The organism is Limnobacter alexandrii (assembly GCF_005871185.1).
GTDB lineage: Bacteria > Pseudomonadota > Gammaproteobacteria > Burkholderiales > Burkholderiaceae_B > Limnobacter > Limnobacter alexandrii.
Window position 1 is genome coordinate 439,784 of the sequence record NZ_SWKN01000008.1, and the last position, 13,183, is coordinate 452,966.

General features: G+C 52.4%; 16 protein-coding genes. 8 read left to right on the forward strand and 8 right to left on the reverse strand.

Features of this window, described 5'->3' with window-relative positions; translation table 11 throughout:
* Positions 1–49: 49 nt before the first annotated feature.
* Genes FCS97_RS11675 through FCS97_RS11690 form a run of 4 tightly spaced genes read right to left on the reverse strand, consistent with a single transcriptional unit; the run spans position 50 to position 2,930 of the window.
* On the reverse strand, positions 50–316 hold the full coding sequence (locus tag FCS97_RS11675) for a BolA family protein (protein ID WP_138518588.1): 267 nt from the start codon (positions 314–316) through the stop codon (positions 50–52).
* A 2-nt stretch (positions 317–318) separates the two neighbouring features.
* Positions 319–954 (reverse strand): septation protein A, encoded by a 636-nt coding sequence (locus FCS97_RS11680; protein WP_138518589.1) that lies wholly within the window; start codon positions 952–954, stop codon positions 319–321.
* Positions 955–972: 18 nt separating this feature from the next.
* Positions 973–1,386: a peptide-methionine (R)-S-oxide reductase MsrB gene (gene msrB, locus FCS97_RS11685; RefSeq protein ID WP_138518590.1), complete on the reverse strand. Its 414-nt coding sequence runs from the start codon at positions 1,384–1,386 to the stop codon at positions 973–975.
* 17 nt (positions 1,387–1,403) lie between these two features.
* Positions 1,404–2,930: a protein adenylyltransferase SelO gene (locus tag FCS97_RS11690; RefSeq protein WP_212746480.1), complete on the reverse strand. Its 1,527-nt coding sequence runs from the start codon at positions 2,928–2,930 to the stop codon at positions 1,404–1,406.
* A 95-nt stretch (positions 2,931–3,025) separates the two neighbouring features.
* On the opposite strand from FCS97_RS11690, the gene FCS97_RS11695 reads away from it, so the two are divergent.
* On the forward strand, positions 3,026–4,663 hold the full coding sequence (locus FCS97_RS11695; RefSeq protein WP_138518592.1) for a 3-(methylthio)propionyl-CoA ligase: 1,638 nt from the start codon (positions 3,026–3,028) through the stop codon (positions 4,661–4,663).
* A 29-nt stretch (positions 4,664–4,692) separates the two neighbouring features.
* Positions 4,693–4,995 carry a Dabb family protein gene (locus tag FCS97_RS11700; protein WP_105029050.1) on the forward strand — a complete coding sequence of 101 codons (303 nt, stop codon included), beginning with the start codon at positions 4,693–4,695 and terminating at the stop codon, positions 4,993–4,995.
* A gap of 11 nt (positions 4,996–5,006) precedes the next feature.
* Here FCS97_RS11700 and FCS97_RS11705 read toward each other — a convergent pair whose 3' ends face one another.
* The 3 genes from FCS97_RS11705 to ygfZ all read right to left on the reverse strand — a co-directional run bounded on the left by FCS97_RS11705 (position 5,007) and on the right by ygfZ (position 7,029).
* The gene (locus FCS97_RS11705) at positions 5,007–5,816 is read right to left on the reverse strand and encodes an NRDE family protein (protein WP_138518593.1); all 810 of its coding nucleotides are present in this window, start codon (positions 5,814–5,816) and stop codon (positions 5,007–5,009) included.
* On the reverse strand, positions 5,816–6,058 hold the full coding sequence (locus FCS97_RS11710; protein WP_138518594.1) for a hypothetical protein: 243 nt from the start codon (positions 6,056–6,058) through the stop codon (positions 5,816–5,818). Before FCS97_RS11710 ends, FCS97_RS11705 begins: the two co-directional genes overlap by 1 nt.
* A gap of 71 nt (positions 6,059–6,129) precedes the next feature.
* On the reverse strand, positions 6,130–7,029 hold the full coding sequence (gene ygfZ / locus FCS97_RS11715; RefSeq protein ID WP_171035290.1) for a CAF17-like 4Fe-4S cluster assembly/insertion protein YgfZ: 900 nt from the start codon (positions 7,027–7,029) through the stop codon (positions 6,130–6,132).
* Between the two features lie 142 nt (positions 7,030–7,171).
* Between ygfZ and mltG the strand changes: the two genes are divergently transcribed.
* The 6 genes from mltG to FCS97_RS11745 are packed head-to-tail and all read left to right on the forward strand — an operon-like array spanning position 7,172 to position 11,741.
* Positions 7,172–8,215 carry an endolytic transglycosylase MltG gene (gene mltG / locus FCS97_RS11720; RefSeq protein ID WP_138518596.1) on the forward strand — a complete coding sequence of 348 codons (1,044 nt, stop codon included), beginning with the start codon at positions 7,172–7,174 and terminating at the stop codon, positions 8,213–8,215.
* Between the two features lie 7 nt (positions 8,216–8,222).
* Complete coding sequence (gene tmk / locus FCS97_RS11725; protein WP_171035291.1) at positions 8,223–8,873, forward strand: dTMP kinase; 651 nt, start codon at positions 8,223–8,225, stop codon at positions 8,871–8,873.
* Positions 8,870–9,865, forward strand: coding sequence for a hypothetical protein (locus FCS97_RS11730; RefSeq protein ID WP_138518598.1), 996 nt, complete (start codon positions 8,870–8,872; stop codon positions 9,863–9,865). Before tmk ends, FCS97_RS11730 begins: the two co-directional genes overlap by 4 nt.
* A gap of 36 nt (positions 9,866–9,901) precedes the next feature.
* Positions 9,902–10,285, forward strand: coding sequence for a PilZ domain-containing protein (locus FCS97_RS11735; protein WP_138518599.1), 384 nt, complete (start codon positions 9,902–9,904; stop codon positions 10,283–10,285).
* Positions 10,285–11,070 (forward strand): TatD family hydrolase, encoded by a 786-nt coding sequence (locus tag FCS97_RS11740; protein ID WP_138518600.1) that lies wholly within the window; start codon positions 10,285–10,287, stop codon positions 11,068–11,070. The genes FCS97_RS11735 and FCS97_RS11740 overlap by 1 nt, the downstream gene beginning before the upstream one ends.
* Positions 11,067–11,741: an ankyrin repeat domain-containing protein gene (locus FCS97_RS11745; protein WP_138518601.1), complete on the forward strand. Its 675-nt coding sequence runs from the start codon at positions 11,067–11,069 to the stop codon at positions 11,739–11,741. Before FCS97_RS11740 ends, FCS97_RS11745 begins: the two co-directional genes overlap by 4 nt.
* Positions 11,742–11,771: 30 nt before the next feature.
* Here FCS97_RS11745 and FCS97_RS11750 read toward each other — a convergent pair whose 3' ends face one another.
* Complete coding sequence (locus FCS97_RS11750; RefSeq protein ID WP_138518602.1) at positions 11,772–13,055, reverse strand: methyl-accepting chemotaxis protein; 1,284 nt, start codon at positions 13,053–13,055, stop codon at positions 11,772–11,774.
* Positions 13,056–13,183: the final 128 nt, after the last annotated feature.

The window sequence follows — 13,183 nt, forward strand, 5'->3', positions numbered from 1 at the left end:
AGAGTTAAAACAATGGGCTTGGCTCGGATCCCGATGGCGCGTCTTCTGTTTAATCCACAACGGATTCCTCAGTGGAATCTATGGCCAAAGCATGGATTTCTTTTTTCATCCATTCTGCCAAAGCATCATACACGAGACGATGGCGCGCTAATGTTCTTAGCCCATTGAAGCGTGCAGACTTCAGTTTGACGCGGTAATGTCGACCGCCAGACTTGGCCCCTTCGTGGCCTGCGTGCAGGTGCGACTCGTCAATGACTTCGACTTCAGCATCGAGTGCGGTTTCAAGCCGCTTTTTGATGTCTTCGCTGGTGACCATGCTTACTTCACCTCGCTGCTTTGCTCATTGCTTTGCTTCATGTGTTTGGACATGTAAAAGCCCTGCCCGAATACAAATACTAGCGTGGCACCCAGTGAACCGAACAATTTGAAGTCCACCCACACCTCGGTTGAAAAGGAGTAGGCAACCGCAATATTCAAAACGGCCATGAGTACAAAAAAGCCTACCCATGCCCACAATAAATTCACCCAGACCGGCGCAGGAAGGTCGACTTGACCTTTCATCATGAGTTCGATGGGGTTGCGCTTGAAGGCATAAGCGATCAGGAAGCCAGCTGCCATGGCCAGGTAAAGCACCGTGGGTTTCCATTTGATGAAGGTTTCATTCTGCAAAACAAGTGTGGCCCCGCCAAACACTGCAATCAGGATGAGGCCGATCCACTGCATGTTTTCTACTTTTTTGCCGGTAGCTTTTTGATAAATGATTTGCAGCACAGTGGCCAGAATGGCCACCACGGTCGCCAGCAAAATCGGCAATTGGGCTGTTTGTACTTCTGCATTGGAAATACTGCCCAAGATGGGCTCCAGCATGGCTTGGGCCTGTTCGGGGTTACTGCCAGCCCATTTAAAGCTGACAAAGAACAGAACAATTGGTAGAAAATCGAGTAGCAGTTTCATGTTGTAGTTGTGGTGTGGTTATGCCGATGAGTCGGATGCAAAAGGCTCAAATGCCAAACTGACCGAGTTGATGCAGTAGCGCAGGCCTGTGGGCGCGGGTCCGTCTTCGAATACATGGCCCAAGTGCGAATCGCATATTTTACAGGTCACTTCAGTGCGAGTCATGCCGTAGCTGCGGTCTACGTGTTCTTCAATGTTGTCTGGGTTCAGTGGGGCGAAGTAGCTTGGCCAGCCACAGCCTGAATCGAATTTCGTGTCGGATGCAAACAAGGGCGTTCCGCAACAAATGCAGCGATAAATTCCCGGTTCATGGTGGTCCCAATACTGGCCTGTAAAGGCACGTTCGGTGCCTTTCTTGCGGGTGACTTCAAAGCTGGTGGGGGTCAGTTCTTCGCGCCACTGAGCTTCTGTTTTGACTACTTTTTCAACCATGATTCAGTCTCCGCAATTCAAGAAGAACAACTCAGCACCAGTGATTTTGCCCAGTCTGGTGGCTGCGCCGTGTACTCCGCTGGCAGTTGTGCCGCATTGTAGGGGTCAGACAACGCGGTGAACAATCGGTTCACCTCAGAAAACTCACCTTTCTGGGCTTGTTCAATGGCGTGTTGCAACAAGTGGTTGCGCAGCACAAATGCCGGGTTGATGTGATCAAGCCTTGTGCGCCATTCTTCGGCATTTTCCGATGCCTTATTGCTCATTGCGAGCCACTGTGCAAGCCATGCATGGGCATTGGTGACTTGCTGTTCATTCCCCAAAGCCAGAGGGAAAAAATCGCTTCTTTGCCACAAGGCGAAATTTTCAGCGGCACTAATTTGAGGATCCAAGGCTGACAATGATCTGAAAAACCTTGTGAAATCAAGGGTGTGTTCATGCATGAATTTCAGGGTGGTCTCAATAAGACCATCAACCGCATCACCCTGGGTTTTAGCCAAGCCAAGCTTTTGCGCAAATAGAGCGCTGTGCTCTGCGTGAAATGCATCAGCAAAACCATCCAGCAAGTTTTGAAGTGTTTCCTTGCTGTCAGGAATCAGCGGGCTTAAGGCTTGGGCCAGGGCGTACAGGTTCCAATGGGCGATGCGAGGTTGATTGCGATAGCTGTAGCGACCCTGGTGGTCGGAATGATTGCAAATGTGGTCAATGTCAAAGCCGTCGATGAAGCCGTAGGGGCCGTAATCGATGGTCAGGCCCAGCAAACTCATGTTGTCGGTGTTCATCACGCCGTGGCAAAAACCTACGGCCTGCCACTGGGCCACCATTTTTGCTGTGCGTTCAATTACCACGCCCAACCATTGCAACAAACCCTTGTGGAAACTGGCCTCTGTTTCTCCAAGGTCAATTTCAGGGTGGTGTTGTTCGATGTGCCAGGTCAGCAGGTTTCGCAATGCATCGAGCTGGTTGGTGTAACAAAAAAATTCCACGTGCCCAAAGCGCATGAAGCTTTCGCTGACGCGGCACACCACCGCAGCTGTTTCAGTGGTTTCACGAAACACGGGATCGGCACTGGCGGTCAGGCTGAGCGCACGCGTGGTCGGAATGCCCAAAGCATGCATGGCTTCAGAGGCCAGGTATTCACGAATGGATGAACGCAATACAGCCCTACCATCCGCATGCCGGGAGTAGGGCGTGGGGCCTGCGCCTTTGAGTTGCAACTGGCGGTATTGTTTGCCCTTGCGCACCTCGGCCACCAACAGGGCCCGGCCGTCACCCAGTTGCGGCACAAACACGCCGAACTGATGGCCGCAGTAAACACTGGCCCGGCTTTTGTAATCCGGAAATGGCGCGTTACCGGAAAGGAAGTCTATTCCTGGGGAACTGGCCAGTTGTTCCGCGTTCAAACCTATTTCATTGGTCAAGGTTTTGTTCAAGTGAACCAGACCAGCTTCGGTGCGAAGAGGCGTGGCTGGTACCTCGGCCAGGTAAGGTGCGCCCAAACTTGCGTATTCTTGAACCAAAATAGAATCGTGATTATGAAACAAAGGGTGGTCCTGAAGTATAGTTTCGTTAAACAACCCCACCATTGTAGTCGGGGAAGACCGCAGAACAAACGTAATACCTGGAGGAGAGAGCGCAAATGCAAGGTTTGATGATGAATATGCCCCTGTTGATTTCATCGGTGATGGAACACGCAGAGCGGCACCACCCGCATGTTGAAGTCGTGTCACGCCGTACGGAAGGTGACATTCATCGAACCACCTATGGGGAAGTGGCCAAACGAACCAAGAAGCTGGCCAATACCCTGACCAGCCTGGGCGTACAGCAGGGTGAAAACATTGCCACACTGGCATGGAACGGTTATCGCCATGTTGAAATTTATTATGCGGTGTCTGGCATGGGTGCTGTGGTGCACACCTTGAACCCGCGCCTGTTCCCCGAGCAACTGGTGTACATCATCAACCATGCGAAAGACACCATGGTGTTTTTTGACAGCACCTTCGCGCCCCTGATTAAAGCCATTGCACCTGCTTGCCCCACCGTGAAACGCTGGGTACAAATGTGTGATGAAGCGGTAATGCCCGCTGAGCCAGCAGTGGCCGGTTGCCTGAACTATGAAGCCCTGATCAAAGATGCTTCGGACCAGTTTGTTTGGCCGCAGCTGGATGAAAACGCAGCCTCGGGTCTGTGCTACACATCGGGCACCACAGGTAACCCCAAAGGTGCCTTGTATTCACACCGTTCAACAGTATTGCATGCCATGGCCGCCTGTACGCCCGATGCCTTGGGCCTGAGCAGCCGCGATACCATTTTGCCCGTGGTGCCCATGTTCCACGTCAATGCCTGGGGCATTCCGTACATTGCCTTGATGACCGGTGCAAAAATGGTGATGCCGGGCGGGGCTTTGGATGGCGCATCCATTTACGAATTATTGGAAAGCGAGAAGGTAAACTTCTCCGCAGGCGTACCCACGGTGTGGCTGGGCCTGTTGAACCATGTGCAGCAAAACGGATTGAAGTTCAATTACTTCAACCGCACGGTGATTGGTGGTTCGGCTGCGCCAGCGGCCATGATCAAAACACTGAACAGCCTGGGTGTCGAAGTAATTCATGCCTGGGGCATGACTGAACTTTCGCCCTTGGGCACGGTGTGCCGTTTAAAGGCCCAGCACATGGATTTGTCGCTGGAAGAAAAGCAGAACATCATGCAGAAGCAGGGCACCGCAATTTTCGGCGTGGACATGAAAATTGTCAGCGATGATGGCGAGGAATTGCCCTGGGATGGCGAGGCCTTTGGCGACCTGTTGGTGCGTGGTCACTGGGTGATCGACAGCTACTACGGTGGCGAGGGTGCCAAAGCTTTTACCACGGACAAAGAAGGCAAGAAGTGGTTTGCCACTGGCGATGTGTCCAAGATCAATCGCGAAGGCTTCATGCAGATTACCGACCGCAGCAAAGACGTGATCAAGTCGGGCGGCGAATGGATCAGCTCGATTGACCTGGAAAACGTGGCCATGGCTCACCCTGCGGTGCATGAGGCGGCAGTCATTTCTGTTTACCACCCCAAGTGGGATGAACGCCCGCTGTTGGTGGTGGTGAAAAAGCCCAATGTGGAAGTGAGCAAAGAAGAGCTGCTGAATTTTTATGAGGGCAAGGTTGCAAAATACTGTTTGCCCAACGATGTGGCTTTTGTAGACGAATTACCGCACACGGCGACTGGTAAAATCCAGAAACTGAAATTGCGCGAGCAATTCAAAGACTATCAGTTACCCAACTGAGATTACCCAACCAAATCTAGAGAAGTTCAATGATCAAGCACATCGTATTCTGGCAGTTGAAAGACGAAGCCCTTGGCAACACCAAGGCCCGCAACATGGAACTGGTGAAGGAAAAGCTGATGGCTTGCGCCAACATCGTGCCCGGCATTGTGGACTTTGAAGTGGGTTTGGGCGGTACCAGCCTGGAATGCACTTATGACGTGGTGTTGTACTCGACCTTCGAGAACAAGGCGGCTTTGGATGCCTATGCGGTGCACCCCACGCATGAAGCCATCAAAAGCTTTATTGGTGAAGTGCGCACGGCACGCCAGTGCATGGATTACGAAGTTTAAATATTGATTTGTTAAAGCTTGGGCGGCAAGGGTATTTCAATCCTTTGTCGCCCAATTTCATTTCCGGCCGGGTCGAATGTAATTTCCGTGAAATGAACAGTGTTGTACCGGTCGAGCAAAATGACCGCGCTTGAGCGTGTGCCATACAAAGGCGACACAATTTTCACAGCCGAGAGCATTTTTTCCCATTCGTAAGGCACGCCAGTGCTGGGCAACTCAGCATCCTCGGCAAGCCCTGTGTGTGCAAGCAGCCCCAGCAGCTTGTTTTCAAAAGCAGCGCCTGCTTCGTGATTGGACAAGTTCACGTCAATTTCTTGTTGCAAACCTGTTTTTAACAAGCGTGATTTGGGCCAGGGTGCGTTCAAATGGCCGTTGGACAGGCTGTACAAGCCTGTTTGCAGTGCGGTGGTGAAATCAAGCCCGTTGCCAAGTTTGATGCCTTGGTTGCTGGTGCAGCGAAGGTTCAAGCGTTGCAGGTTGCCATGAATCAAATTAAAACCCGCAAACGCAAGCGAGGCTTTTTCATCGGGCGCTGTTCCTGTTTGAATGGCATCAAGGACCAACAGGCCACGTGAAGGAGCCGTGCCGGGCATGTTCAGGGTGCTGTTTCTGACATTCGTTAACAGCGCAAATTCTGCATTGCTGCCAATGCCCAGCCAGGTACCGCCCGATTGCAGGTCTTTACCCGCCCAAAGCGAGCCATGGGGGGTTGACCATGCATGCAACGGTGCCGTGGGGCGATTGTGAAACTCATCCCGATTGGCCAGGCAAATGAATGGATAGTCGGGGTGAGCATTGATCGCGAGCACGGCCAGGCACATTAGCCGTTCACCTCGTCAGGCAACTCAGTGAACAGCTCAAGGTGGCGGCTGGGCAGGCTTGGCAAATCGGTAAAACACGTGGCTGCCATTTTCTCCACTTTCTCGGTGAACAGTGCCGTGCAGTCTGAAAATTCAGGGGCAGGGTATATCACTTCCATCAAGGTGAAGTAGGGTTTGTCCACTTCTTCACGTTGAAACAATTGGCTGTGACCCAATCCCTGTTGTTTGAGTTGGGTTGCCAAGCGCCTGGCACACCGTAATCCCAGAGCGATGTCAGCTTTGGGGATTCGGTAGTAAATGAAAAGCTGGCGCTTCATTCAAACACGCTGCCTTTCTGGTGCACATCATAGGGTGGAGGCTGAACTTTCAGTTGTATTTCACCCGCCTCGTTTTTGACCGTGAAGGTGGCACCGTTTTGATCCGCGTCTTCCACAGGCAGTTCGACCAGCAAATGCTGCTGGCCATTGAAACCCACCACTGTGGCCACAGATCCCGCGGGTTCGTTTTCTTTGCCTGACAGCCATACATCCAGGCCCGCTGTAAGCGTGGGGGCCCCAGCCGCAGTGGCTTGGAATACACGTCGCTTCACCTTGCCCAGATAGTGGCTTCTAGCCACAATTTCCTGGCCAGGGTAGCAACCCTTGCTAAAACTGACCCCGCCCACCAAATCAAAATTAATGGCTTGCGGCACAAACATTTCAACTGTGGCTTGCGACACATAGGCGATACCCAGTTGCTGCAGGGCATACTCAAATTCATCGTCTGCATGGCCTCGCTGTGCCTGTTCAGTGCTGGCAGCAATTTGAAAACCAGGCATTGAATCGCCGATTGGGCGAAGGCTTGCCTTGGCATTGCCCTGTTCGTCCCACTGAACCCGCATGGGCGAGGCCAGCGTCGAGTTTGACAAAAATGACACCTGATATTCAGCCGTGCAGTCACGTACTTTGCATTTGCTGCGCAACACAAACATGCTCAGGCGTTTGACCAAAGCTGCAATGGTTTCTTTGCGGCACACCAACAACACCTGCTTGCCCTGACGCAATACGAAAAAACTACCCAGCAAGCGGCCTTTGGCTGTGCACAGACCCGCCATACGCAGCTGGCTTTCAGCCATGCCCGCAACGTCGTTGCTGAGTTGTGATTGAAGAAAAGTCACTGCGTCGTCTCCGTCCACGCCAATGACACCCCAACGCGATAAAAACTGTGCAGACATGCTCAAATCCTTTGTAACAAACAAAACAAACAATGTCGGTAAGCCATGGAAAAACTTTCCCGCTATCATGAAAGGCAATCTCCACATTGTAGTGGCTTCTGGTAAGGTCTCGCCTTCCAATAACCCAAGGTGAAGCAAAGTCGTGCGCAAAGGTAAAAAAACAAAGAAGGCATTGAAAAAAACGGTGTCTGGCAGGCAATGGTTCAAACGAATGGTGATCGCTGGTGTTGTTGTACTGTCAGCGATTATTGTGGGTATTTATTTTGTGTTGAATATGCCGATAGACCGCAGTCAACCCCGTGTGGATGCCCATGTAAGCAGTGGTTTGGGCGCACGCGCGATTGCCAACGAATTGATTCAGCAGGGGCTGGATGTGAGCCCTGATTTGTTTGTATTGGCTGCGCGGTTAAGCGGTAGCGCCGGCCAATTGAAAGCGGGCCGATACGACTTGCCTGAGGGAATCAGTATCCTGGGTTTGGTGGACTATTTGAGCAAAGGGCAGGGGGTTCTAAGCAGTGTGGCATTGGTGGAGGGGCAAACCGCACGTGCTTTGCTTGCCAGGTTGCGTGCACAGCCAGATTTGATTGATGATTTGCCGGGCATGGACCACCGCGCAATTGCTCAAAAAATGGGCCTTGAAGGCGCAAGCCTCGAAGGCTGGATATACCCGGACACCTACAAATACTCACCGGGGTCGAAGTTATCCGAACTGTTGAGCAGGGCCGTGCGCCTGCAACAGGTGGAACTTGAGAAGGCGTGGGCTCAGCGCGATCCGCAAACCCCTTTGAAAACTCCCTACGATGCCTTGAAAATGGCTTCGATTGTTGAAAAAGAAACAGGCTTGGCCAGCGATCGTGGCAAAGTGGCGAGCGTGTTTGTGAACCGCCTGCGTGTGGGCATGTTATTGCAAACCGACCCCACAGTAATCTATGGTGTGGGCGAGGCTTTTGATGGCAACCTGACACGCAAACACCTTCAAACGGATACCCCCTACAACAGCTACACTCGGGCTGGTTTGCCGCCAACGCCCATTTCAAATCCGGGCAAGGCGGCTTTGTACGCGACGGTGAATCCAGACAAAACCCCGTATTTTTATTTTGTGGCCAAGGGTGACGGCGGCAGTTATTTCAGCAAGAATCTGAATGAGCACAACAACGCGGTACGCAAATACCAACTTAGGCGGTGACGGCTTCATGAAAAAGCACAAACAGGGTTACCTGATCAGCTTCGAGGGTGTGGATGGTGCGGGGAAGTCTTCGCACATTGCGCGGGTGAAAACACGGCTGGAAGAATTGGGTTTTGAATGCCTGCAAACACGAGAACCGGGCGGCACCCCTGTGGGCGAGGCCATTCGAGAACTGGTGTTACATCACAATATGGACGTGAACACAGAACTGCTGCTGATTTACGCTGCGCGCAGGCAGCACATGGTTGAAACCATTCAACCGGCACTTGATCGTGGTGTGTGGGTAATAACAGACCGGTTTGAAGACAGCAGTTTTGCTTACCAGGCTGGTGCAGGCGGTGCCAGTTGGGAAGACTGCCAACAATTGAGCAAGTGGGCGTTAAAGGGGTTCGAGCCCACATTGACTTTTTTGTTTGATTTGCCGATTGCCGTGTCGCAAAGCCGCATACAGGGCAGGGCAGGGGTTAGCGACAAATTTGAAGAAAAGCCGGCAAGTTATTTCGAGGCAGTGCGTGCCGGTTTTATTAAACGCTCACAGTTGAACCCGCGCCGCATTCGATTGATTGACGCTCAACCTCCCGAAGCGGAAGTGGGTGAAACGGTATTGGCAGAACTCGACAAGTTCATGCGAACCCATTTAAACCTGGGCTTGTCATGAGCACAGCTAGCTGGTTGTTGCGCGCCCAAGCGCAATTGGGCAATTTGATGCAAGCCACCACCGCACCAATTCTGATCCATGGTCATCAACCCAAGGGGCTTTACGACCTGGTGGGGCAGCACCTTGCTGAACTGCTTTGCGAGACGCCTACTGGCAAAAAGCCCTGCCTGCAATGCCCAGGCTGCCACATGCGACTTGCCGGCAATCACCCCGATTTGCGTTACCTGATGCCACAGGCCGTGGCGCTTGAGCTTGGTTTCAATGTGGACGTAAAAACTGGCGTGAAACCCAGCCAAGACATTCGAATCGACGATGTGCGGGATCTTCAAAACTACTTCAATACGGCGTCAAGCCGCGGCGCCTCCCGTTACGTGGTGGTGTATCCCTTCGACAACATGAATGCCAACACCGCCAATGCGCTGCTTAAAACGCTCGAAGAGCCCGCCAACGGCCTTCGGTTTGTGCTGGTGGGTAGTCGGGTTGACAAGTTGTTGCCCACCATCCGCTCTCGCTGTCAGGAATTGACCATGCCCATGCCGACGATTGCAGAGTGTCTCGCCTGGCTCGAGGCGCAGGGTGTGCAGCAGCCGGATGTGGCTTTGGGTGTGGCCATGAACGATCCGTTTGAGGCACTCAGCCTGGCACAAACAGCGGCAGACCAACTTGATTTGCGCAAAAAGTTTTTGGAGTGGCTTGCCAATCCCGACCAACATGCCAACCCGCCGACCGGGCTTGAAAAGGTGGGTTTGCCAGTAGTGCTTGAATTGGCCATGCGTTTGTGTAGCGACTGTGTTTCACAAGCCCACGGCCTGAAAGGCAGTAATTTTCCGTGGTTGGCACCCAAACTCATGTGGGTAAAGTCGATAGGCCTGGAACGTTTCAGCCTGCTGTACCAAAGTTTGCAGAAAGAATTTCGCTTGGCGAATCATCCAATTAACCCCCGTTTGGCGCTAGAGTATGTGGGGCAGCAGTGGCAAAATTTAACGAAGTAATTCATTGAAGAATTCCCTTTTCGGACAGCACACGCCATGACCAGTAACTTGATGAACAACCCGCGCAGCAACAAAGAAGCCAGCCGTCCCTGGATGTTGTCCCTGACTTTGGGCGACAAAAACACGGCAGCAAGCCTATATATGCCTTTCATCAAAGGCGGTGGTGTATTTGTGGAAAGTGCCAAGGAATACAATTTGGGCGACCCTGTGTTTGTATTGCTGACCGTGGGTGAGGAAGCGAAAAAGTTTCCCATCAATGGCAAAGTGGTGTGGATTTGTGGTGCGAATGCGCGTGGCGACAAAGCACAGGGCATTGGCGTGCAGTTCCCGAAAGACGACAGTGGAGAGGGCGCGCGGGTGGCAATTGAGCAAATGATTGGTAAAATGCAAAATTCCATGAAAAAAACAGCAACCTTGTAGTGTTTACTGATTCACATTGTCATCTTGATTTTCCCGGTCTGGTCGAGCAACTCCCAGACATTCTGAGTCGAATGCAGGCAGCGCAAGTGAACCGTGCCTTGTGCATTTCCGTTCAGCTTGAAGATTTCCCCAACGTACTGGCGCTGGCCGAAAACCATGAGCAATTGTGGGCCACTGCAGGCGTGCATCCTGACTACGAAGACATCACCGAGCCTACAGTTGAAAAACTGCTGGAGCTGACCGACCACCCCAAGGTGATTGGTATTGGTGAAACAGGGCTGGATTATTTTCGCTTGAAAGGCGACCTTGAATGGCAACGCCAACGCTTTCGTGTGCATTTGCGCGCAGCCAATGTGTGTAAAAAGCCTGTGATTGTTCACACCCGTGCAGCGGGTGACGACACCTTGAAAATTCTTGCCGAAGAGAACGTTCAAGGCTGTGGTGGCATTATTCACTGTTTCACAGAGACGCTTGAATTCGCACGCAAGGCGCTTGATTTGGGCATGTATCTGTCGTTCTCGGGCATTGTCAGCTTCAAGAATGCTGCCGACCTTCGCGAGGTGGCTCGGTTTGCGCCCATGGATCGAATTCTGATTGAAACCGACTCGCCTTACCTGGCGCCGGTTCCTCACCGTGGCAAAACCAATGAACCCAGCTTTGTGCCCCACGTGGCCAAAGTTATTGCGCAAGAGAAGGGGGTTGCTGTGGAAGAAATTGGTATGCAAACATCGGCCAACTTTGACCGCTTGTTTGGGTTTGTAAGCAGCGGAGCGGCCACAGTTTGAAGCGGCGTGCCTTTCTGGGCAGCTTGTTTTTACTTGCCCTGCCAGGTGTGTCGCTGGCCGGTGCGTTCGAAGATTTTTTTCTGGCCATTCAGTTTGACGACGAATACCGGCTGAAATCCCTTTTACTGAAAGGCATGGACCCCAACACGGTGAATGAGCTTGGCTTTCCGGCCATTACCTACGGCATGATGCAAGACTCGCCCAATGCCGTGCGTGTGCTCTTGTCTTCTGGCAAATTAAACCCCAACCAAGCGGACCGCCGCGGTGAAACCCCCCTGATGGTGGCCTGCACCCTGAACAAGCCGCAGTGGGTTGCCGCCTTGTTGGCCAAAGGTGCCACAGCCGGTGAACATGGCCAGTGGACTGCCTTGCACAATGCTGCTGCCTCAGGGTCGACGGAATCGATCGAGTTGCTGGTGAAATCAGGCGTTCCTGTGAACCTGTTGTCACCCAATGACACCACTCCTTTGATGATGGCAGCGCGCGAGGGCAGGGAGATGGCCGCCCGCACCCTGCTGAAGCTTGGCGCAAACCCCAGTCTTAAAAACCAGGCCGGCTACAATGCCGCAGGTTACGCCATGAAGGCTGATCGAAAAGAACTTGCTTTCGAGATCATGAAAAAAGAAAGGGCGCTGAGAACAGCGCCCTTGAAGCCTAACAAGGCGAACTAAAGCATTCGCCTGATTGACGGGTGAAATTATTTACAGGCTCGCCTCAAAATGCTTCACAAGGGTGCGCAAGTCGCCCGACGTTGAAGCCAGCTGCTTTGCAGAATTGTCCAGATCATTAATCGCGGCCACATTGCTTTCAGTCAAGGAACTCATGCGTTCCATGCTGTTGGCCACTTCAAGCGATGCCTGGGATTGTTGCTCCAGCATGGCGGAAATGTCTTTGGCCGATTGGGCAACCCCGCGGCTGGCCACTTTAATGGCTTGAAGGCTTTCGCCTGCTTCCAGAATTAGCGTGGTGCCAATATTGACCTCGTCTACAGCACGGCTCATGGTTTCCAGGCCCTTGTTTGTACCGCTTTGAACCTCTTGCACCGTGGCTGAAATCTCAGTGGTGGACTGGCGTGTCATTTCGGCCAGTTTGCGCACTTCGTCGGCAACCACTGCAAATCCACGGCCCGATTCGCCGGCCCGTGCGGCTTCAATGGCCGCGTTCAATGCCAGCAAGTTGGTTTTCTCGGCAATTTCGGTAATGGTGCGGGTCACGTTGCTGATCTTCACCACTGCACGGTTCAATTCTTCAATATTTTCTTTGGCGTCTTGAACCACCTGCGCAACCTTCTGGGTGGCCTGTGTGGATTTGTCCATGCTTTGTGCGCCAGTGTCCACCACATCCATGGCGTTCTTGGCGTGCGCAGAACTTTTCCCGGTGGCCTCAGAGATTTCTGAAACCGACACCGACAATTCTTCAAGCGCCGCTGCAACCCCGTTAATGCCGTCAGATTGTTGTTGCGAACGTGTCATTAGATTAATCGCCAGTTGGCTCAATGCCTCAGCATTGTTCTTGACCTCCGAGGAACTGGAGATCACGTCGGCAATAATCGCGCGCAAGTTCACCTGCATGCTTTTGAACGCCGTGTGCACTTTGTTGAACTCGCGTGTACCCGATTCCGGAATTTCATGTTTGAAATTGCCCTCAGCAAGGTTGCGCATCGCATCCAGCATGGCCTTGTTGGTGTGTTCTACACGGCTTTTCAGCCAGAACAGGCCCAAAGCGGCCACTACGAAGGAGGCAGCAGTGCTGCCATACACCACGGCCGGAATATCGATCAAAGAGAGCAGGGCGATGAGCACTGGCAAAAAGGCCACCACTGCCAAATCCACAACAAAAGGGCGCCCTTTCGCTGGTTTTGTAAACGGGAATGTGGCGCTACCGGCGTTCACGGCCTTGTACAGGTTTTCGGCTTCGGATTTCTGTGTATCGCTGGGTTTGGAGCGCACAGACATATAGCCAATTTTTTCGCCATTTTGCGTCAACCGACTGTTCTACTAAAACTGTAACGATCTTTTGTATAAAACTGTAAAGAGCTGATTTATTTCGATTAAATCTGTAAAGAAGAAATATTTTTTGTAACCCTCTAGCCTACCTCAGGATAGGACACCGA